15 protein-coding genes are annotated in these 17,647 nt (G+C 68.2%); 10 read left to right on the top strand and 5 right to left on the bottom strand.

From position 1 onward, the window contains the following. Nucleotides 1-39: 39 nt before the first annotated feature. The 3 genes from AC07OY_RS14110 to AC07OY_RS14100 all read left to right on the top strand — a co-directional run bounded on the left by AC07OY_RS14110 (nt 40) and on the right by AC07OY_RS14100 (nt 3,797). Complete coding sequence (locus AC07OY_RS14110; protein ID WP_495043222.1) at nt 40-2,310, top strand: TonB-dependent receptor; 2,271 nt, start codon at nt 40-42, stop codon at nt 2,308-2,310. Nucleotides 2,311-2,445: 135 nt separating this feature from the next. After that, nucleotides 2,446-3,114: an orotate phosphoribosyltransferase gene (gene pyrE, locus AC07OY_RS14105; RefSeq protein ID WP_495043221.1), complete on the top strand. Its 669-nt coding sequence runs from the start codon at nt 2,446-2,448 to the stop codon at nt 3,112-3,114. Further along, a complete protein-coding gene (locus AC07OY_RS14100) occupies nt 3,114-3,797 on the top strand; it encodes a hypothetical protein (protein ID WP_495043220.1) in 684 nt (227 codons plus the stop codon). Before pyrE ends, AC07OY_RS14100 begins: the two co-directional genes overlap by 1 nt. A 35-nt stretch (nt 3,798-3,832) precedes the next feature. Here the strand turns inward: AC07OY_RS14100 and gatB are convergent, their stop codons facing one another. Genes gatB through gatC form a run of 3 tightly spaced genes read right to left on the bottom strand, consistent with a single transcriptional unit; the run spans nt 3,833 to nt 7,069 of the window. Next, entirely contained in the window at nt 3,833-5,281 is a 1,449-nt protein-coding gene (gatB, locus tag AC07OY_RS14095) for an Asp-tRNA(Asn)/Glu-tRNA(Gln) amidotransferase subunit GatB (protein WP_495043219.1), read from the bottom strand. 1 nt (nt 5,282) lies between these two features. Continuing rightward, nucleotides 5,283-6,773 (bottom strand): Asp-tRNA(Asn)/Glu-tRNA(Gln) amidotransferase subunit GatA, encoded by a 1,491-nt coding sequence (gene gatA, locus AC07OY_RS14090; RefSeq protein WP_495043218.1) that lies wholly within the window; start codon nt 6,771-6,773, stop codon nt 5,283-5,285. Then, the gene (gatC, locus tag AC07OY_RS14085; protein WP_119040417.1) at nt 6,770-7,069 is read right to left on the bottom strand and encodes an Asp-tRNA(Asn)/Glu-tRNA(Gln) amidotransferase subunit GatC; all 300 of its coding nucleotides are present in this window, start codon (nt 7,067-7,069) and stop codon (nt 6,770-6,772) included. Before gatC ends, gatA begins: the two co-directional genes overlap by 4 nt. A 210-nt stretch (nt 7,070-7,279) precedes the next feature. Between gatC and AC07OY_RS14080 the strand changes: the two genes are divergently transcribed. The 6 genes from AC07OY_RS14080 to AC07OY_RS14055 all read left to right on the top strand — a co-directional run bounded on the left by AC07OY_RS14080 (nt 7,280) and on the right by AC07OY_RS14055 (nt 14,103). Next, complete coding sequence (locus AC07OY_RS14080; protein ID WP_056191483.1) at nt 7,280-8,323, top strand: rod shape-determining protein; 1,044 nt, start codon at nt 7,280-7,282, stop codon at nt 8,321-8,323. A 23-nt stretch (nt 8,324-8,346) separates the two neighbouring features. Next, the gene (gene mreC, locus AC07OY_RS14075) at nt 8,347-9,351 is read left to right on the top strand and encodes a rod shape-determining protein MreC (RefSeq protein WP_495043217.1); all 1,005 of its coding nucleotides are present in this window, start codon (nt 8,347-8,349) and stop codon (nt 9,349-9,351) included. Continuing rightward, nucleotides 9,348-9,869, top strand: coding sequence for a rod shape-determining protein MreD (mreD, locus tag AC07OY_RS14070; protein WP_495043216.1), 522 nt, complete (start codon nt 9,348-9,350; stop codon nt 9,867-9,869). The genes mreC and mreD overlap by 4 nt, the downstream gene beginning before the upstream one ends. Nucleotides 9,870-9,875: 6 nt before the next feature. Next, entirely contained in the window at nt 9,876-11,867 is a 1,992-nt protein-coding gene (gene mrdA, locus AC07OY_RS14065) for a penicillin-binding protein 2 (protein WP_495043215.1), read from the top strand. Beyond that, nucleotides 11,864-13,018 carry a rod shape-determining protein RodA gene (rodA, locus tag AC07OY_RS14060; RefSeq protein WP_495043214.1) on the top strand — a complete coding sequence of 385 codons (1,155 nt, stop codon included), beginning with the start codon at nt 11,864-11,866 and terminating at the stop codon, nt 13,016-13,018. The genes mrdA and rodA overlap by 4 nt, the downstream gene beginning before the upstream one ends. A gap of 107 nt (nt 13,019-13,125) precedes the next feature. After that, the gene (locus AC07OY_RS14055) at nt 13,126-14,103 is read left to right on the top strand and encodes a hypothetical protein (protein WP_495043213.1); all 978 of its coding nucleotides are present in this window, start codon (nt 13,126-13,128) and stop codon (nt 14,101-14,103) included. Here the strand turns inward: AC07OY_RS14055 and AC07OY_RS14050 are convergent. Both AC07OY_RS14050 and AC07OY_RS14045 read right to left on the bottom strand, forming a co-directional pair. Then, nucleotides 14,057-15,565 carry a sensor histidine kinase gene (locus AC07OY_RS14050; RefSeq protein ID WP_495043212.1) on the bottom strand — a complete coding sequence of 503 codons (1,509 nt, stop codon included), beginning with the start codon at nt 15,563-15,565 and terminating at the stop codon, nt 14,057-14,059. The two genes, AC07OY_RS14055 and AC07OY_RS14050, sit on opposite strands and share 47 nt — an antisense overlap. A gap of 176 nt (nt 15,566-15,741) precedes the next feature. Further along, nucleotides 15,742-16,413, bottom strand: a complete 672-nt coding sequence (locus AC07OY_RS14045) for a response regulator (protein ID WP_495043211.1) — start codon at nt 16,411-16,413, stop codon at nt 15,742-15,744. 176 nt (nt 16,414-16,589) lie between these two features. Between AC07OY_RS14045 and recA the strand changes: the two genes are divergently transcribed. Beyond that, nucleotides 16,590-17,633, top strand: coding sequence for a recombinase RecA (gene recA, locus AC07OY_RS14040; RefSeq protein ID WP_495043210.1), 1,044 nt, complete (start codon nt 16,590-16,592; stop codon nt 17,631-17,633). Nucleotides 17,634-17,647: the final 14 nt, after the last annotated feature.

The following is a 17,647-nucleotide window of genomic DNA, read 5'->3' as shown; positions in this document are numbered from 1 at the left end:
CCCCGCATGCCTTTCCCCCCGCCAACCCGAGGATTTCTCATGCCGAACCAACGCACCACCCTGACCCTGCTCGCGCTTGCGCTGGGCGCGGCCTTCCCGATGCAGGCCGCCTTTGCCCAGGCCGCGCCGGCGCCCGAGGCCAAGAAGGACGTCAGCCAGCTGGAGGCCGTCATCGTGACCGGCAGCCGCCGCGCCGAAAACCTGAAGGACGTGCCGCTGTCCATCTCGGCCATCAAGGCCGAGGAACTGGACACCTACAACGCCAGCGGCCAGGACGTGCGTGCGCTGTCGGGCAAGGTGCCCAGCCTGAACATCGAATCCGACTTCGGCCGCACCTTCCCGCGCTTCTACGTGCGCGGCCTGGGCAATACCGACTTCGACATGAACGCCTCCCAGCCGGTCGGCCTGGTCTATGACGACGTCGTGCAGGAAAGCATCGCGCTGAAGGGCTTCCCGGTCTTCGACATGGCGCAGGTGGAACTGCTGCGCGGCCCGCAAGGCACGCTGTTCGGCCGCAACTCGCCGGCCGGCGTCATGAAGTTCGACTCGGCCAAGCCGACCAAGAAGTTCGAGGGCTACGCCAACATCGGCTTTGGCCGCTGGAAGTCCACCAACCTGGAAACCGCCGTCAACGTGCCCGTCAGCAACGAGCTGCAGCTGCGCGTCGCCGGCCTCGTGCAGCGCCAGGACGACCGCGTGCACAACCCGATGGCCGCCACGCTGGGCGCGACCGCTGACCTCGAGGGCTACACCGACAAGGCCGTGCGCGTGCAGGCGCTGTACAAGACGGCCGGCTTCGAGGGTCTTTTCAAGGTCCAGGCCCGCGACTACGACGGCACGGCCACCACCTTCCGCGCCAACATCATCAAGAAGGGCACCAACGACCTCGTCGACGGCTACGACGACTCCTACTACCCCACCGACGGCTACAACTCGCAGACGCTGAAGTCCAGCGAGGTCAGCGCACGCCTGCGCTGGGACTTCACCGGCGTGTCGCTGTACTCCATCACGTCGCACGCCCGCGCCAAGTTCTACAGCCGCGGCGACGTCGACGGCGGCTTCGGCGCTCCCTATGCGCCGCCGTCGGGCCCCAACTACGGCAACCAGCCCGCCAACATCCCGTTCGACGCCCAGACCGCCGACGGCATCCCCTACCTGCGCCAGACCACGCAGGAGTTCCGGCTGCAGTCCAACACCAATGATCCGCTGCAGTGGATCGCCGGCCTGTACTACTTCAACGAGAAGCTGCAGGTCGACAGCTTCAACTTCGACAGCTTCAACGCGGGCGACACGCAGAACGGCTACGCCGTGCAGCACCAGAACGCCAAGTCCTGGGCCGCATTCGGCAACGTGAAATACGCGCTCACGCCCGAGCTGAAGCTGACGGCCGGCCTGCGCTACACCAACGACAAGAAGGACTTCGACGCCGCGCGCACGCAGACGCCGTTCGGCGGCGCGAACGTGGGCCCGCTGCTGGCCAATCCGAAGTCGACGAACTGGAGCTGGGACGTCGGCAGCAACTATGCGCTGAGCAAGACGACCAGCCTGTTCGCGCGCGTCGCCACCGGCTATCGCGCACCGTCCATCCAGGGCCGCGTGCTGTTCGGCGACACCATCTCGGTGGCCAACTCCGAGAAGGTGCTGTCCGTCGAGGCCGGCTTCAAGGCCGATCTGCTGGACAACACGGCGCGCGTGACCGGCACGGTCTTCAAGTACCGCGTGAAGGACATGCAGCTGACCGCAGGTTCGGGCACGACCAACCAGAACCGCCTCGTCAACGCCGCCAAGGCCGAAGGTCAGGGCTTCGAGCTCGATGCGCAGGCCATCATTGCCCGCGACTGGCGCACGACGCTGGGCTTCTCGTACAACGACACGCAGATCAAGGACCCCGGCCTGTTCGTCGCGCCCTGCGGCGCCGCCTGCACGGTGCGTGACCCGGCCGGCCCGCTGCCGGGCACGGTCAGCATCAACGGCAACGACCTGCCGCGCGCGCCCAAGGTGGTGTGGAACTGGACGCTGAAGTACAGCACCGAGATCGGCAACGGCGAACTGACCGTGCTGACCGACTGGGCCTACAAGGACAAGTACAACATGTTCCTGTACGAGGCCGTGGAGTACAAGGCCAAGTCGGCCCTGGAAGGCGGCCTGCGCGTCGGCTACGGCTGGGCCAACGGCAAGTACGAGGTGGCCGCCTATGGCCGCAACATCACCGACCACCGCCAGGTCGTTGCCGCCATCGACTTCAACAACCTGACCGGCATCGTCAACGAGCCCCGCAGCTACGGCGTTCAGTTCAAGGCCAATTTCTGACCGTCACCTGACTCAGCGGGTTGGCGACCCGCAAGACGACAAGCGGGCCCCGCCCGCGACTTGGTGAAAACCACGCACGGCCCGGCCCCTTCTAGGGGTCGGGCCTGTTTTTTTGACCCCTAGAATCTTTGCTACATGTCTGCCGCGCCCACCGACTCCCTCGCCCAGTCCTTCGTCGCCTTCGCCGTGGAGGCGGGCGTGCTGCGTTTCGGCGAGTTCAAGACCAAGGCCGGCCGCCTCAGCCCCTACTTCTTCAATGCCGGCCTCTTCGATGACGGCGCCAAGCTCGGCACGCTGGCCGGCTTCTACGCCGAGCGCCTGATCGCCTCGGGCCTGCAGTTCGACATGATCTTCGGCCCCGCCTACAAGGGCATCACGCTGGCCGCCGCCGTGTCCATGGAACTGGCGCGCCGCGGGCATAACGTGCCGTTCGCCTACAACCGCAAGGAAGCCAAGGACCATGGCGAGGGCGGCACCCTGGTCGGCGCGCCGGTCAAGGGCCGCGTCCTCATCATCGACGACGTCATCTCCGCCGGTACCTCGGTGCGCGAATCCATCCAGATGATCGAAGCCGCCGGCGCCAAGCCCTGCGGCGTCAGCATCGCGCTGGACCGCCAGGAGAAGGCCGCGGAGGGCGGTGTCGACAGCCCGCAGTCGGCCGTGCAGCAGGTGCAGCAGCGCTATGGCCTGCCGGTCGTCGCCGTGGCGGGCCTGGCCGACCTGCTGGCCTTCCTGGAGGGCGCGCCCGAGCTGGCCGCCCATCGCCCGGCCGTGCTGGCCTATCGAGAGCGTTACGGGGTCTGATGCGCCAACTGACCGTCGCCGTCGGACTGCTGATCGCCACCTTCGCCCAGGCCCAGGAGGGCGCTGTGGGCAAGGGCATCTACACCTGCACGACGGCCGACGGCCGCAAGCTGACGGGCGACCGCCCGATTCCCGAATGCGTGGCGCGTGAACAGCGCGTCCTCAATCCCGACGGCTCGCAGCGCAGCACGCTGCCGCCCTTCCTCAGCCCCGAGGACCGCGCCACCAAGGAAGCCGCCGACCGCCGCGCGGCCGCCGACCGCCTCGCCCAGCAGGACGCCATCCGCCGCGACCGCACGCTGATGCTGCGCTACCCCAACGAGGCCGCCCACCAGCGCGCGCGCAATGCCGCCCTGGACGACTCGAACAAGGCCATGCGCAGCTCGGAGCGCCGCATCAAGGACCTCAACGTCGAGCGCAAGCCGCTGCTGGACGAGGCCGAGTTCTACAAGGGCAAGCCGCTGCCGGGCAAGCTCAAGCAAGCCCTGGACGCCAATGACGCCAGCATCGAGGCGCAGGAAGTGCTCATCGAGAACCAGAAGGCGGAGCTGGTGCGCATCAACAAGAGCTTCGATGCCGAACTGTCCCGCCTGAAGAAGCTCTGGGCCGGCGCCACGCCGGGCTCGCTGCCGCCGCTGGGCGAGCTGCCGCCGACGGCACCGCCGCCGACGCCCAAGCGCTGAAATCGGCCTCAGAAAAACCCTGAGGCCGAACTCCCTTACCCGAGCTTTTTCTTCAGCAGCTCGTTGACCAGGGCCGGATTGGCCTTGCCCTTGGTCGCCTTCATGGCCTGGCCGACCAGGGCGTTGAAGGCCTTGTCCTTGCCCGAGCGGTACTCGTCCACCGACTTCTGGTTGGCGGCCAGCACCTCGTCGAGGATGGCCTCGATGGCGCCGGTGTCGCTGACCTGCTTCAGGCCCTTGGACTCGATGACGGCGTCCACGTCGCTCGCCTCGCCGCTCCACAGCGACTCGAAGACCTGCTTGGCGGCGTTGTTCGAGATCGTGCCGTCGGAGATGCGGCCGATCAGCCTGGCCAGCAGCTCGGGGCCAACCGGCGCCGCGGCTATCTCGCCGCCATCGGCGTTCAGCCGCTTGCTGATCTCGCCCATGACCCAGTTGGCGACCAGCTTGGGCACCGCACCCGCGGCCTTGGCGGCCTCGTAGTAGCGCGCCGTGGCCAGGCTCTGCGTCATCATGGTCGCGTCATAGGCCGGCAGGCCATCGACGCTCTCGAAGCGCGCCGCCATCACCGACGGCAGCTCGGGCATCTCGCCCTTGACGCGCTCCACCCATTCCGGCGCGATGACCAGCGGCGGCAGATCGGGGTCGGGGAAGTAGCGGTAGTCGGCCGAGTCTTCCTTGCTGCGCATCGCGTCGGTCTCGCCGGTGTCGGGGTTATAGAGCACCGTAGCCTGCTGGATCTTGCGGCCGTCCTCGATCTCGCCGATCTGCCAGTTGACCTCGTAGTTCACCGCGTCGACCAGGAAGCGGAAGCTGTTGAGGTTCTTGATCTCGCGGCGCGTGCCGAAGGGCTCGCCGGGCTTGCGCACCGACACGTTGACGTCGCAGCGGAAGCTGCCTTCCTGCATATTGCCGTCGCAGATACCCAGCCACATCACCAGCGCGTGCAGCGTCTTGGCGTACTCAACAGCCTCCTGAGCCGAACGCATTTCCGGCTCGGAGACGATCTCCAGCAGCGGCGTGCCGGCCCGGTTCAGGTCGATGCCCGACTGGCCGAGGTAGGCCTCGTGCAGGCTCTTGCCCGCGTCTTCCTCGAGGTGGGCGCGGGTCAGGTTGACCTTGTGCTTGACGTCGCCGACGAAGAACTCGACCGCGCCGCCCTGCACCACCGGGATCTCGAACTGGCTGATCTGGTAGCCCTTGGGCAGGTCGGGGTAGAAGTAGTTCTTGCGGGCGAAGATGGACAACGGCGCCACCTTGGCGCCGACGGCCAGGCCGAAGCGGATGGCACGCTCGACGGCGGCGCGGTTCAGGACCGGCAGCGTGCCGGGCAGGGCCAGGTCCACCGGCGAAGCCTGGGTATTGGGCGCGGCGCCGAAAGCGGTCGAGCTGCCGCTGAAGATCTTGCTCTGCGTGGAGAGCTGGACGTGGTTTTCGAGGCCGATGACGACCTCATAACCGCGGATGAGCTTGGATGTAGGCATATCAGATCCCCGCCGGGGCAGCTTGGTGCCAGTCGGTGGCTTGCTGGAGGGCGTGCGCGGTGTGCAGCAGTTGGCCTTCCTTGAAGTAGTTGCCGATCAGCTGCAGGCCGACGGGCATGCCGCCGGCACCCAGGCCCACCGGCACGCTCATGCCGGGCAGGCCGGCCAGCGAGCCGGGCAACGTGAAGATGTCGGCCAGATAGGCCTGGGTCGGGTCGTCCTTGCCTTCGCCATGCTTCCAGGCGACGGTGGGTGCCACCGGGCCGGCGATGAGGTCGCACTGCGAGAAGCACTGCTGGAAGTCGTCCGCGATCATGCGACGCAGCTTCTGGGCCTGCAGGTAATAGGCGTCGTAATAGCCGTGGGACAGCACATAGGAGCCGATCATGATCCGGCGCTTGACCTCGGGGCCGAAGCCCTCGGCACGCGTCTTCTTGTACATATCGAGAAGATCCTCGTACTTGGCTGCACGATGGCCGAACTTGACGCCGTCGAAGCGACTCAGGTTGGAGCTCGCCTCGGCCGGGGCAATGATGTAGTAGACCGGAATGGCCAGTTCAGTACGCGGCAGGCTGACGTCCACCAGCGTGGCGCCCAGCTTCTCCAGCTCGGCCAGACCGGCACGAACCGCTGCATTCACGTCGGCGGACAGGCCGGCCGGGAAGAACTCCTTGGGCAGGCCGATGCGCAGGCCGGCCAGGGGCTTGCCCGCCGCGGCGCCTTCACGGGCGGCCAGCATCTGGGCGTGGAAGTCCTGGGGCGGCTGCTGCACGCTGGTGGCGTCGCGCTCGTCGAAGCCGCTCATGGCGGACAGCAGCAGGGCGCAGTCCTCGGCGGAGCGGGCCATCGGGCCGGCCTGGTCCAGGCTGGAAGCGAAGGCGATCATGCCGTAGCGGCTGCACACGCCGTAGGTCGGCTTGATGCCGGTGATGCCGGTGAAGCTGGCTGGCTGGCGGATGGAGCCGCCGGTGTCGGTACCTGTCGTGGCCGGTACCAGGCGGGCCGCGACGGCCACAGCCGAGCCGCCCGAGGAGCCGCCGGGCACGCGTGAGACGTCCCAGGGGTTGTGGGCCGGGCCATAGGCGCTGTTCTCGTTGGCCGAGCCCATGGCGAACTCGTCGCAGTTCAGCTTGCCGAGCGACACCGTGCCAGCGGCGTTCAGCCGGGCGACGACGGTGGCGTCGAAGGGGCTGCGGTAGCCGGCCAGGATCCTGGAGCCGGCTGTCGTCGGCATGTCGGCCGTGACGTAGATGTCCTTGTGGGCCAGCGGGATGCCGGTCAGCGCGCCGCCGTTGCCGGCCGCCAGCGCCGCATCGGCCGCGGTCGCACGGGCCAGGGCGCCGTCGGCATCGACGTGCAGGAAGGCGCCCAGCGCCTTGTCCTGGGCGGCAATGCGGTCCAGCAGGGCTTGTGTGGCTTCGCGGCTGGAAACGGCGCGGTTCTTCAGGGCGGCGGCCAGCTCGGCCACGCCCATGTCGTGAACGGGCTTCATTCGATGACCTTGGGAACGAGGAAGAGGCCGTCCTCGACGGCCGGGGCGCTGCGCTGGTTGAGCTCGCGCTGGTTGCTTTCGGTGACGGCGTCCTCGCGCAGGCGCAGCTGCACCTGCTGGATGGCCGACAGCGGCGTGTACAGGGGCTCGACGCCCGCGGTGTCGACGGCGCTCATCTGGTCCACGATCTTGAAGAAGTCGTTCAGGTTGCCCAGCAGCGCCTCGGACTCGGCCGGTTGCAGTTCCAGCCGGGCCAGGTTGGCGATGCGGCTCACGTCGTCAGGGGTGAGGCTCATGAAGGGTTTTCAGATGTAAGCCTGAAGCCAGAAAGCCAGTGTTGGCGGGCCTCAGAAGGGGGTGATCGGTTATTATCGCCGCCCATCTTCATGGCCTTCGAGGCTGCCCCTTCAGCGACGGATTTTGTCGCCGGCCGGGCGGCCTCGATGCTTATTCAGCCCCCCGTTTTCGAGCCGCGCCCCCGTCGGCGAGGCTCTCCGCGCCACACCATGTTCGCCTCCCTGCGCCGCTACTTTTCCACCGACCTCGCCATCGACCTCGGCACCGCCAACACCCTGATCTACGTGCGTGGCAAGGGCATCGTCCTCGACGAGCCTTCGGTGGTGTCGATCCGCCACGAGGGCGGCCCCAACGGCAAGAAGACCATCCAGGCCGTCGGCCGCGAGGCCAAGGCCATGCTGGGCAAGGTGCCCGGCAACATCGAGGCCATCCGCCCGATGAAGGACGGCGTCATCGCCGACTTCACGGTGACCGAGCAGATGCTCAAGCAGTTCATCAAGATGGTCCACGACTCGAAGACGTTCAAGCCGTCGCCGAGGATCATCATCTGCGTGCCCTGCGGCTCCACCCAGGTCGAGCGCCGCGCCATCCGTGAATCGGCGCTGGGCGCGGGTGCTTCCGAGGTCTACCTGATCGAGGAACCCATGGCCGCCGCGATCGGCGCCGGCCTGCCGGTGGCCGAGGCCTCGGGCTCCATGGTCGTCGACATCGGCGGCGGCACGACGGAAGTCGGCGTCATCTCGCTGGGCGGCATGGTCTACAAGGGCTCGGTCCGCGTCGGCGGCGACAAGTTCGACGAAGCCATCATCAACTACATCCGCCGCAACTACGGCATGCTGATCGGCGAGCCCACCGCCGAGGCGATCAAGAAGAACATCGGTTCGGCCTTCCCTGGCAGCGAAGTCAAGGAAATGGAGGTCAAGGGCCGCAACCTCTCCGAAGGCGTGCCGCGCAGCTTCACGATCTCGTCCAACGAGATCCTGGAAGCCCTGACCGACCCGCTGAACCAGATCGTCTCCGCCGTGAAGAACGCGCTGGAGCAGACGCCGCCCGAACTGGGCGCCGACATCGCCGAGCGCGGCATGATGCTGACCGGTGGTGGCGCCCTGCTGCGCGACCTGGACCGCCTGCTGGGCGAGGAGACCGGCCTGCCGGTGCTGGTGGCCGAAGACCCGCTGACCTGCGTCGTGCGGGGTTGCGGCATGGCCCTGGAGCGCATGGAGCGCCTGGGTTCCATCTTCACCTCGGAATAAGCCCTTAAAGCGCCGCGCGCGCCATGCCCCTCGGCACCCTAGACCGCACACCCCCGCCGTTCTTCCGCCAAGGTCCGTCGGCGCTGACCAAGCTCGCGCTGTGTTCGGCGCTGGCCCTGCTGCTGATGGTGGCGGACGCCCGCTTCAAGCTGATGCAGCCGGTGCGCGCCACCTTCGCCCTGGTGCTGCACCCGGTGCAGCGCCTGCTGTTGACGCCCGTGGATGCCTGGGAGACGGCCGGTGACTACCTGCGCGGCACCAAGCGCGCCATGGAGGCCGAGGACCTGGCCCGCCGCCAGCTCAGCGCCCAGGCCGAGCGGCTGTCGCGCGCCGAGGCCCTGCAGGCCGAGAACGACCACCTGCGCAAGCTGCTGGGGCTCAAGCCCTCGCTGAATGTGCCGTCGCTGCCGGCCGAGGTGCTGTTCGAGGCCCCCGATCCCTTCTCGCGCCGCGTCGTCATCGACCGCGGCGCCACGCTGGGTGTCGCGGCCGGCTCGCCGGTCATCAACGAGGCCGGCGTGCTGGGCCAGGTGACGCGGGTCTATCCGCTGTCCGCCGAGGTCACGCTGCTGACCGACAAGGACGCCGCCATTCCGCTGCTGAACGCCCGCACGCAGATGCGCAATGCCGCCGCCGGCCGCTCCGACGGCTCGGGCATGGAATTGCGCTTCCTGGCCGCCAATGCCGACATCAAGGTGGGCGACCTGATGACGACCTCGGGCCTGGACGGCGTCTACCCGCCCGGCCTGCCGGTGGCCAAGGTCAGCGTCGTCGAACGCCGCGGCGACTCCAGCTTCGCCCAGGTGCTGCTGGCGCCCATCGCCCAGCCCGACAGCGCCCGCCATGTGCTGATCCTGCTGCCGCAGGACCGCCACCTGTCGGCCAAGAAGGAGGCCGAGGTCGCCGTGGCGGAGGAGGCTGCATCGGCCGCTGCCACCAAGGCCGCCGTGCGCGCCGCCAAGAAGGAAGAACGCGCAGCCAAGGCCGCGGAGAAAGCCGCCACCAAGGCTTCGGGAGCGTCCCAATGATCATGCCGCGCGCCGCCGACCAGCTGCTGCTGCCGGCCAACCCATGGTTCATCGGCTTCACGCTGGTCGTCGCGCTGATGATCGACATGGTGCCGGCCGGCCGCATCGCGGGCATGCCCGACGTGCTGGCCGTCGTGCTGGTCTTCTGGGGCGTGCACCAGCCGCGCCGCATCGGCGTGCTGTGGGCCTTCATCTTCGGCCTGGCCGTCGATGTGCATGACGGCGCCCTGCTCGGCCAGCATGCCCTGGCCTACAGCGGCCTGAGCTTTGGCGCCATCACCCTGCACCGCCGCCTGACCTGGTTCCCGCTGTTCGCCCAGGCCGTGCAGGTGCTGCCGCTCTTCCTGGCCGCGCATGCGCTGGCGCTGATCGTGCGCATGCTGGTGGGCGGCATGTGGCCCGGCTGGGGCGTGCTGCTGGCGCCGGTCTTCGAGGCCGCGCTGTGGCCGGTCGCCAGCCTGCTGCTGCTGGCGCCGCAACGACGTGCGCCGGACCGCGACGCCCATCGACCTCTCTAGACACCCGTGGTCGTCCTCAAGAACCTCCACCAGGAGCTGGCGCGCTTCCGGATGCGCGTGCTGGCCGCGGTCGCCTTCGTGCTGTTCTGCTTCGGCCTGCTGGTGGCGCGGCTGGTCTGGCTGCAGGTCGTCCAGTACGACAGCTTCGCCGAGCGCGCCGAGACCAACCGCATCGCCGTCGTGCCCATCGTGCCCAACCGCGGCCTCATCAAGGACCGCAACGGCGTCGTGCTGGCCAGCAACTACTCGGCCTACACGCTCGAGATCAACCCAGAGAAGGTCACCGACCTGGATGCCACCATCGAGGCCCTGTCCCAGGTCCTGGAGATCCAGGCCCGCGACAAGCGCCGCTTCAAGCGCCTGCTGGAAGAGGCCAAGCACACCGACTCCCTGCCCATCCGCACCAAGCTGAGCGACGAAGAGGTGGCCCGCTTCACCGCCCAGCGCTTCCGCTTCCCCGGCGTGGAGATCAAGGCGCGGCTGTTCCGCTCCTACCCGCTCGGCGACGTCGGCGCCCACCTGATCGGCTATATCGGCCGCATCAACACGGCCGAGAAGAAGGCCATGGACGACTGGGAGGAGGAGGATCTCGCCAACTACCGCGGCACCGAGTACATCGGCAAGCTGGGGCTGGAGCAGGCCTACGAGAAGGAGCTGCACGGGATGACCGGCTTCGAGCAGGTCGAGACCAGCGCCGGCGGCCGCGCCGTGCGCCGCCTGGACCACAAGCCGCCGACGCCCGGCAACACGCTGAACCTGTCCATCGACATCAAGCTGCAGGCCCTGGTGGAGCAGCTCTTCGGCGAGCGCCGCGGCGCGCTGGTGGCCATCGACCCGCGCAACGGCGAGGTGCTGGCCTTCGTCTCCAAGCCCAGCTTCGACCCCAACCTCTTCGTCGACGGCATCGACGCCGACTCCTGGCGCGAACTCAACGAGGACATCGACAAGCCGCTGCTGAACCGCGCCCTGCGCGGCACCTATCCGCCGGGCTCGACCTTCAAGCCGCTGATGGCCATGGCCGCGCTGAACAGCGGCAAGCGCGCGCCGGGCACCATCGTCATGGACAACCTGACCTACAGCTTCGGCGGCCGCACCTTCGGCAGCCCCGAGACCGACAGGCCCGGCCCCAAGGACATGCGCCTGGCCATCGTGTCCTCGTCCAACGTCTATTTCTACAGCCTGGCCAACGAGATGGGCGTGGACCTCATCCACGACCAGCTGGCGCCTTTCGGCCTGGGCCGCCGGACCGAGATCGACGTGCAGGGCGAGGTCAGCGGCGTGCTGCCCTCGCAGGAGTGGAAGCGCAACTACTTCCGCAAGAGCCCGGCCAACCAGAAGTGGTTCGCCGGCGAGACCATTTCGCTGGGCATCGGCCAGGGCTACAACAGCTTCACGATGCTGCAGATGGCCAATGCCTACGCGACGGTCGCCTCGGGTGGCCAGCGCTACAAGCCGCGCCTGGTGCGCGAGATCGAGGATGTGGTCAGGCACGAGCAGCGCCGCATCGCCAGCGACGCGCGCGAGCCGCTGCCGCTCAAGCCCGCTGACGTCGACGTCATCCGCAATGCGATGAACGGCGTGACGCTGGAAGGCACCTCGCGCCAGGTCTTCATGGGCGCCGGCTACCAGAGCGGCGGCAAGACCGGTACGGCCCAGGCCGTGGGCCTGAAGGCCGGCGAGAAGTACAGCAGCATCAAGGCCGACGAGCGCAAGCGCGACCATTCGCTGTACGTGGCCTTCGCACCGCTGGAGCAGCCGACCGTGGCCCTGGCCGTCATCGTCGAGAACGCCGGCTGGGGCTCCTCCTCCGCCGCGCCGATCGCGCGCCGGGTGTTCGACTACCTGCTGGTGGGCCAGTACCCCAGCGAGGACGACATCGCCAAGACCCAGCTGGGCCAGACCTTCGCGCCCATCGGCACGCCGCGCAAGGTCGCCGACGTGCCCCTGCCCGGCCAGCCCGCTTCGGCGCCTGCACCCGCTTCGGGAGCTTCGAAATGACCGTCATCGAACGCCCGCCGCTGATGAGCCGGCTGCGGCCCTGGTTCAGCGGCTTCGACATCCCGCTGCTGATCGCCATGCTGTGGATGTGCGGCTGGGGCCTGCTGTGCATGTACTCGGCCGGCTATGACCACGGCACCCGCTTCGTCGACCATGCCCGCAACATGGTGCTGGCCCTGGGCCTGATGTTCATCGTCGCCCAGGTGCCGCCGGGCAAGCTGATGGCCCTGGCCGTGCCGCTGTACGCGCTGGGCATCGGCCTGCTCATCGCCACCGCCGTCTTCGGCGTCACCAAGAAGGGCGCGACGCGCTGGCTCAACATCGGCATCACGCAGATCCAGCCGTCCGAGCTGCTCAAACTGGCCACGCCGCTGATGCTGGCCTGGTGGTTCCAGAAGCGCGAGGGCCTGCTGCGCTGGCCCGACTTCATCGCCGCCTTCGCGCTGCTGCTGTTGCCCTTCTTCCTGATCGCCAAGCAGCCCGACCTGGGCACCGGCATCCTGGTACTGGCCGCGGGCCTGTACGTGATCTTCTTCGCCGGCCTGCCCTGGAAGCTCATCGTGCCGGCCGTCGTGCTGGCCGCCGCCGGCGCGACCGCCCTGGTACTCAGCGAGGACGCCATCTGCCAGCCCGACCTCAAATGGCCGGTGCTGAAGGAATACCAGAAGCACCGCATCTGCACGCTGCTGGACCCGTCCAAGGACCCGCTGGGCAAGGGCTTCCACATCATCCAGGGCGAGATCGCCATCGGCTCGGGCGGCATGACGGGCAAGGGCTTCATGCAGGGCACCCAGACCCACCTGGAATTCATCCCCGAGCGCACCACCGACTTCATCTTCGCGGCCTTCGGCGAGGAGTTCGGCCTCCTCGGCGCGCTGGCGCTGCTGGGCGGCTTCACGGCCCTGATCCTGCGCGGGCTGATGATCGCCTCCGACGCGCCAACCCTGTTCACCCGGCTGATGGCCGGCGCGGTGACGCTGTCCTTCTTCACCTATGTCTTCGTCAACATGGGCATGGTCAGCGGCATCCTGCCCGTCGTCGGCGTGCCCCTGCCCTTCATCAGCTATGGCGGCACTGCCATGGTGACGCTGGGGCTGAGCCTGGGGCTGCTGATGTCGATTGCGCGGGTCAAGAAGCTGGTGAAGACCTGACGCCTGCGCAGACGCGCAGGTGAATAGGCACATGGGGGCCAAGCCAGCCCCGCCTCACCCAGCAGCTAACGTCATGACGGTCATGGCGTTCAGGCGGAAGGGGTGGAATGGCGGAGTTGCGCGGGACGGTGCTGTGGGTTCTGGCAGGCTTGGCGGGAGCCGGCTTGTTGTGGGCGAACTGGCCGGCCGACATCTCGTCCATTGACGCCCTGCCGGCGAACGGTTCGGTTGGCCACGCAGCCCCTGCGCCGGCACCGGTTGCCGCGAGCACGCCCGCATCGGCGGCAGTTTTGCTGGCGAATGGCGATGCGGCCCAGCGCCGCGACGACGCTCCGTCGTGGCGCAATCTTTACGCCGCGACTGACCTCTTTCCGCAGCTGCTGCAACTTCATCAGGCGCGGCGCATCGGTGGCTATGCGGCAGTGCGTGCGCTCAACCAGGCTTGCGTGGAGGCCACTTCCTGGTCCTTCTATCCCGACCGGGATCCGCTCACCCGTGCCGATGTGAACCATCCGGACCACGCCAGGCGTCTGGCCGCTCGCGAGCTGATCATGGCGCGCTGCGGCCACATGACAGCAGGAGGGGGCGGCGCGACGCTCCTGGGCGTTGGCGCGGGCGATACCGAGGGGCAGAAATTCATTCAGGCCTATCTGAAGCTGCAGGATCCCAGGGGCAAGTCGGCCGAGGCGTTGGGCGAGGCGCTGGCCGAGGTTGTCAGGCAGGGGCATCCCGAGGCGATGCTCAAGCTGTACCAAGCCACCCAGATCTCTCTAGCCTGGCGTGCGTTGGTCGCTCCCCAAGCCACCGAAGACGGTCTGCGCGCAGCGAGGATTGCGGAGCTGCGCTTCACGGCACCCGACGGCGGGCCGGCCGATCAGGACATCCGCCTCGCATTCCGCTGCTTCATGGCCGGCGCATGCAGCTACCGCTACGACGACCTGTCAGACATCACGGACCCGCAGCGGCGCGCGCAAATCCTGCAGACCGCCGCCGAGCTGGAAGCGGCGCTGCGCTCGCCCGATCCGGTCCAGGCCCTGTTCAGGAAGCGTTGGGCTCCAGCGTCGAAGCCGGAAAACGGATCGTGAACCGCGCCCCCGGCCCCTGGCCGTCGGGCGATTCGCCACCCGCCGCGCGGCGCAGCCGCGTGTCGTCCAGCGTCAGCTCGGCCTCGTGCTGCTGCACGATCTCGCGCACGATGGCCAGGCCCAGGCCCGAGCCCTCCACGCCGCTGCCCAGCGAGCGGTAGAAGGGCTGGAAGACCTTCTCGCGTTCATTGGGCGCGATGCCCGGCCCGGTGTCCTCGACCTGCAGCACGACGACCTGGCCGAAGGGGTCCTCGACGACGCGCACGGTCACGAGACCGCCGGCCGGCGTGTAGAGCAGCGCGTTGTCGACGAGGTTGCGGATCAGCTCGCCGATCAGCACCGGCTGGCCGTGCACGCGCAGCCGGCCGTCGTCGGGCACGACACCGTCATAGCCCAGGTCGATGCGCCGCTCCAGCGCCCGCGGCACGAAATCGCGCACGGTGTCGATGGCGATCTCGGCCAGGTTCAGCGGCTCGCGCTTCATGGCCTGCTCGGCATCCTCGGCGCGCGCCATGGCCAGCAGCTGGTTGACCATGTGGGCCGCGCGCTCGCTGGCGCGGGCGATCTGGGCCAGCGAGCGCTTGAGCTCGTCGGGCGAGGCGCGGCCGGCGTCAATCTCGCGCTGGATCAGCTCGGCCTGGGTGCGCAGGCCGGCCAGCGGCGTCTTCAGCTGGTGGGCCGCGTCGGCCAGGAAATGCTTCTGCCGGCTCATCGACGAGTCCAGCCGCGCCAGCAGATCGTTGATGGCCTGCACCAGCGGCGCGACCTCGTCGGGCACGCGCTGCTCGTCGATGGGCGACAGGTCGGAGCTCTCGCGCGAGCGGATGCGGCGCTGCAGTTCGTTCAGCGGCGAGATGCCGCGCGCCAGCGCCAGCCACACCAGCAGCACGGCCAGCGGCAGGATGACGAACTGCGGCAGGATGACGCCCTTGATGATCTCGTTGGTCAGCCGCGCCCGTTTGCCCAGGGTCTCGGCCACCTGCACCAGCATGGTCCGGGTCGAGCCCGCCTGGCCCTCGGGCGAGATCCACAGATAGGCGACGCGGACCGCGTCCGTGCCGACCTCGTCGTCGCGGAAATGCAGCTCCCAGGGCACGACGGGCGCGTCCTCGGTCGGCACCGGCAGCGTCGCGTCGCCGCTGAGCAGCTCGCCACGCAGGCCCAGGACCTGATAGAAGACCGTGTCGGAGGCGTCCGCGCGCAGCAGGGCCGCCGCCTCGGGCGCCAGCGCATAGCGGTCCCGTCCCTTGCTCGGCGCCTCGGTGGCCGCCACCTGCAGGCCCAGGCTGCGCGCCATCTCGCCCAGCTCGCGGTCATAGGGCCGGCTGGCAATGCCCTGGGCCACCAGCCAGGTCAGGGCCACGCTGATCGGCCAGATCAGCAGCAGCGGGGCGAGCATCCAGTCCAGGATCTCGCCGAACAGCGAGCCCTGCTGGGGGCTGGCGCCTTCCTTGGTTGGCATTTACGCGGACCGCAGCGCTGGGCCGCTCCCGAGCAAGGTCCGACCCTCACGGAGGGTCGGCGGCCGTACCCGGCCGGCGGGGTGCCCCATGTTTTGCCGCAGCGCTGGGCCGCTCCCGAGCAAGGTCCGACCCTCACGGAGGGTCGACGGCTGTACCCGGCCGGCGGGGTGCCCCATCACGAGTTGATCTTTTCCAGGCAGTAGCCCAGGCCGCGCACGGTCGCGATGCGGATGGGGCCCTGCTCGATCTTCTTGCGCAGCCGGTGGATATAGACCTCGATGGCGTTGTTCGAGACCTCCTCACCCCATTCGCACAAGCGCTCGACGAGCTGGTCCTTGCTGACGAGGCGGCCGGCGCGCTGCAGCAGCACCTCCAGCAGCGACAGCTCGCGCGCCGACAGCTCCAGCATCTGCTCATTGATATAGGCCACGCGGCCCGTCGCATCGAAGGTCAGCGGGCCATGCTTGATGAGGCTGCTCGCCGTGCCCAGGCCGCGGCGCGTCAGCGCGCGCACGCGCGCCTCCAGCTCCTGCAGCGAGAAGGGCTTGGCCATGTAGTCGTCGGCGCCCAGATCCAGCCCCTTGACGCGCTGCTCGACGCTGTCGGCGGCCGTCAGGATCAGCACCGGCATGGTCGACCCCCGCGCGCGCAGCTTGCGCAGCACCTCCAGCCCATGCAGGCGCGGCAGGCCCAGGTCCAGGATGACCAGGTCGAACTCATGCGTCGCCAGCGCCGTGTCGGCCTCGGTGCCCGAGCTGACACGGTCCACCGCATAGCCCGAGGCGCGCAGGGCGCGCAACAAGCCATCGGCCAGCACTTGGTCGTCTTCGGCAATCAGGATGCGCATAGCTCTTTTGTCTCCACCGCCGATGTTAGGCGGTGGCCGGCTGGCTCACGCCATGAGCCACCTGGCCCGCAGAATCTCATCAACACTGAGGTCGCTGCGGCCTCGGGCCAAGGGTCAAAACCACTGTACAAACATACAGATTGCCCCATAATTCAGACATTCCTTTGGAGAACCGCATGGACGCCCCCGTCAAAGCCCTGAACACCGAAAAAGCCAAGGCCCTGCAGGCCGCCCTCGCCCAGATCGAGAAGCAATTCGGCAAGGGTTCCATCATGCGCCTGGGTGAAGGCGAGGTCATCGAAGACATCCAGGTCGTCTCCACCGGCTCCCTGGGCCTGGACATCGCCCTGGGCGTCGGCGGCCTGCCGCGTGGCCGCGTCATCGAGATCTACGGCCCCGAGTCTTCCGGCAAGACCACGCTGACGCTGCAGGTCATCGCCGAGATGCAGAAGCTCGCCGGCACCTGCGCTTTCATCGACGCCGAGCACGCCCTGGACATCCAGTACGCCCAGAAGCTGGGCGTGAACCTGCAGGACCTGCTGATCAGCCAGCCCGACACCGGCGAACAGGCCCTCGAGATCGTCGACTCCCTGGTGCGCTCCGGCTCGGTGGACCTCATCGTCATCGACTCGGTCGCAGCCCTCACGCCCCGCGCCGAAATCGAGGGCGAGATGGGCGACCAGCTGCCCGGCCTGCAGGCCCGCCTGATGAGCCAGGCCCTGCGCAAGCTGACCGCCACCATCAAGAAGACCAACTGCACGGTCATCTTCATCAACCAGATCCGCATGAAGATCGGCGTCATGTTCGGCTCGCCCGAAACGACCACCGGCGGCAATGCGCTGAAGTTCTACGCCTCGGTGCGCCTGGACATCCGCCGCATCGGCTCGATCAAGAAGGGCGAGGAGATCATCGGCTCCGAGACCAAGGTCAAGGTCGTCAAGAACAAGGTCAGCCCCCCGTTCAAGACCGCCGAGTTCGACATCCTCTATGGCGAGGGCATCAGCCGCGAGGGCGAGATCGTTGACATGGGCGTCGTCCACAAGATCGTCGACAAGTCCGGCGCCTGGTATGCCTACAACGGCGACAAGATCGGCCAGGGCAAGGACAACGCCCGCGAATACCTGCGCGAGAACCCCGACATCGCCCGCGAGATCGAGAACAAGATCCGCGAAACGGTCGGCGTTGCCGCCCTGGGCGACGTCGCCGGCGACGCGGAGTAAGCCGCTACCGGCCC

This window comes from Roseateles sp. GW821-FHT09H10 (assembly GCF_059415865.1).
This window is presented reverse-complemented; position numbering and strand designations above follow the sequence as displayed.

What these genes read in the sequence shown, in the direction of transcription:
- mreC (WP_495043217.1), top strand. Translation starts at nt 8,347, where the DNA reads ATGCCCCTCGGCACCCTAGACCGCACACCCCCGCCGTTCTTCCGCCAA.
- pyrE (WP_495043221.1), top strand. Translation starts at nt 2,446, where the DNA reads ATGTCTGCCGCGCCCACCGACTCCCTCGCCCAGTCCTTCGTCGCCTTC.
- recA (WP_495043210.1), top strand. Translation starts at nt 16,590, where the DNA reads ATGGACGCCCCCGTCAAAGCCCTGAACACCGAAAAAGCCAAGGCCCTG.
- gatA (WP_495043218.1), bottom strand. Translation starts at nt 6,773, where the DNA reads ATGAAGCCCGTTCACGACATGGGCGTGGCCGAGCTGGCCGCCGCCCTG.
- AC07OY_RS14080 (WP_056191483.1), top strand. Translation starts at nt 7,280, where the DNA reads ATGTTCGCCTCCCTGCGCCGCTACTTTTCCACCGACCTCGCCATCGAC.
- rodA (WP_495043214.1), top strand. Translation starts at nt 11,864, where the DNA reads ATGACCGTCATCGAACGCCCGCCGCTGATGAGCCGGCTGCGGCCCTGG.
- AC07OY_RS14110 (WP_495043222.1), top strand. Translation starts at nt 40, where the DNA reads ATGCCGAACCAACGCACCACCCTGACCCTGCTCGCGCTTGCGCTGGGC.
- AC07OY_RS14055 (WP_495043213.1), top strand. Translation starts at nt 13,126, where the DNA reads ATGGCGGAGTTGCGCGGGACGGTGCTGTGGGTTCTGGCAGGCTTGGCG.
- AC07OY_RS14050 (WP_495043212.1), bottom strand. Translation starts at nt 15,565, where the DNA reads ATGCCAACCAAGGAAGGCGCCAGCCCCCAGCAGGGCTCGCTGTTCGGC.
- gatB (WP_495043219.1), bottom strand. Translation starts at nt 5,281, where the DNA reads ATGCCTACATCCAAGCTCATCCGCGGTTATGAGGTCGTCATCGGCCTC.
- mreD (WP_495043216.1), top strand. Translation starts at nt 9,348, where the DNA reads ATGATCATGCCGCGCGCCGCCGACCAGCTGCTGCTGCCGGCCAACCCA.
- gatC (WP_119040417.1), bottom strand. Translation starts at nt 7,069, where the DNA reads ATGAGCCTCACCCCTGACGACGTGAGCCGCATCGCCAACCTGGCCCGG.
- AC07OY_RS14100 (WP_495043220.1), top strand. Translation starts at nt 3,114, where the DNA reads ATGCGCCAACTGACCGTCGCCGTCGGACTGCTGATCGCCACCTTCGCC.
- AC07OY_RS14045 (WP_495043211.1), bottom strand. Translation starts at nt 16,413, where the DNA reads ATGCGCATCCTGATTGCCGAAGACGACCAAGTGCTGGCCGATGGCTTG.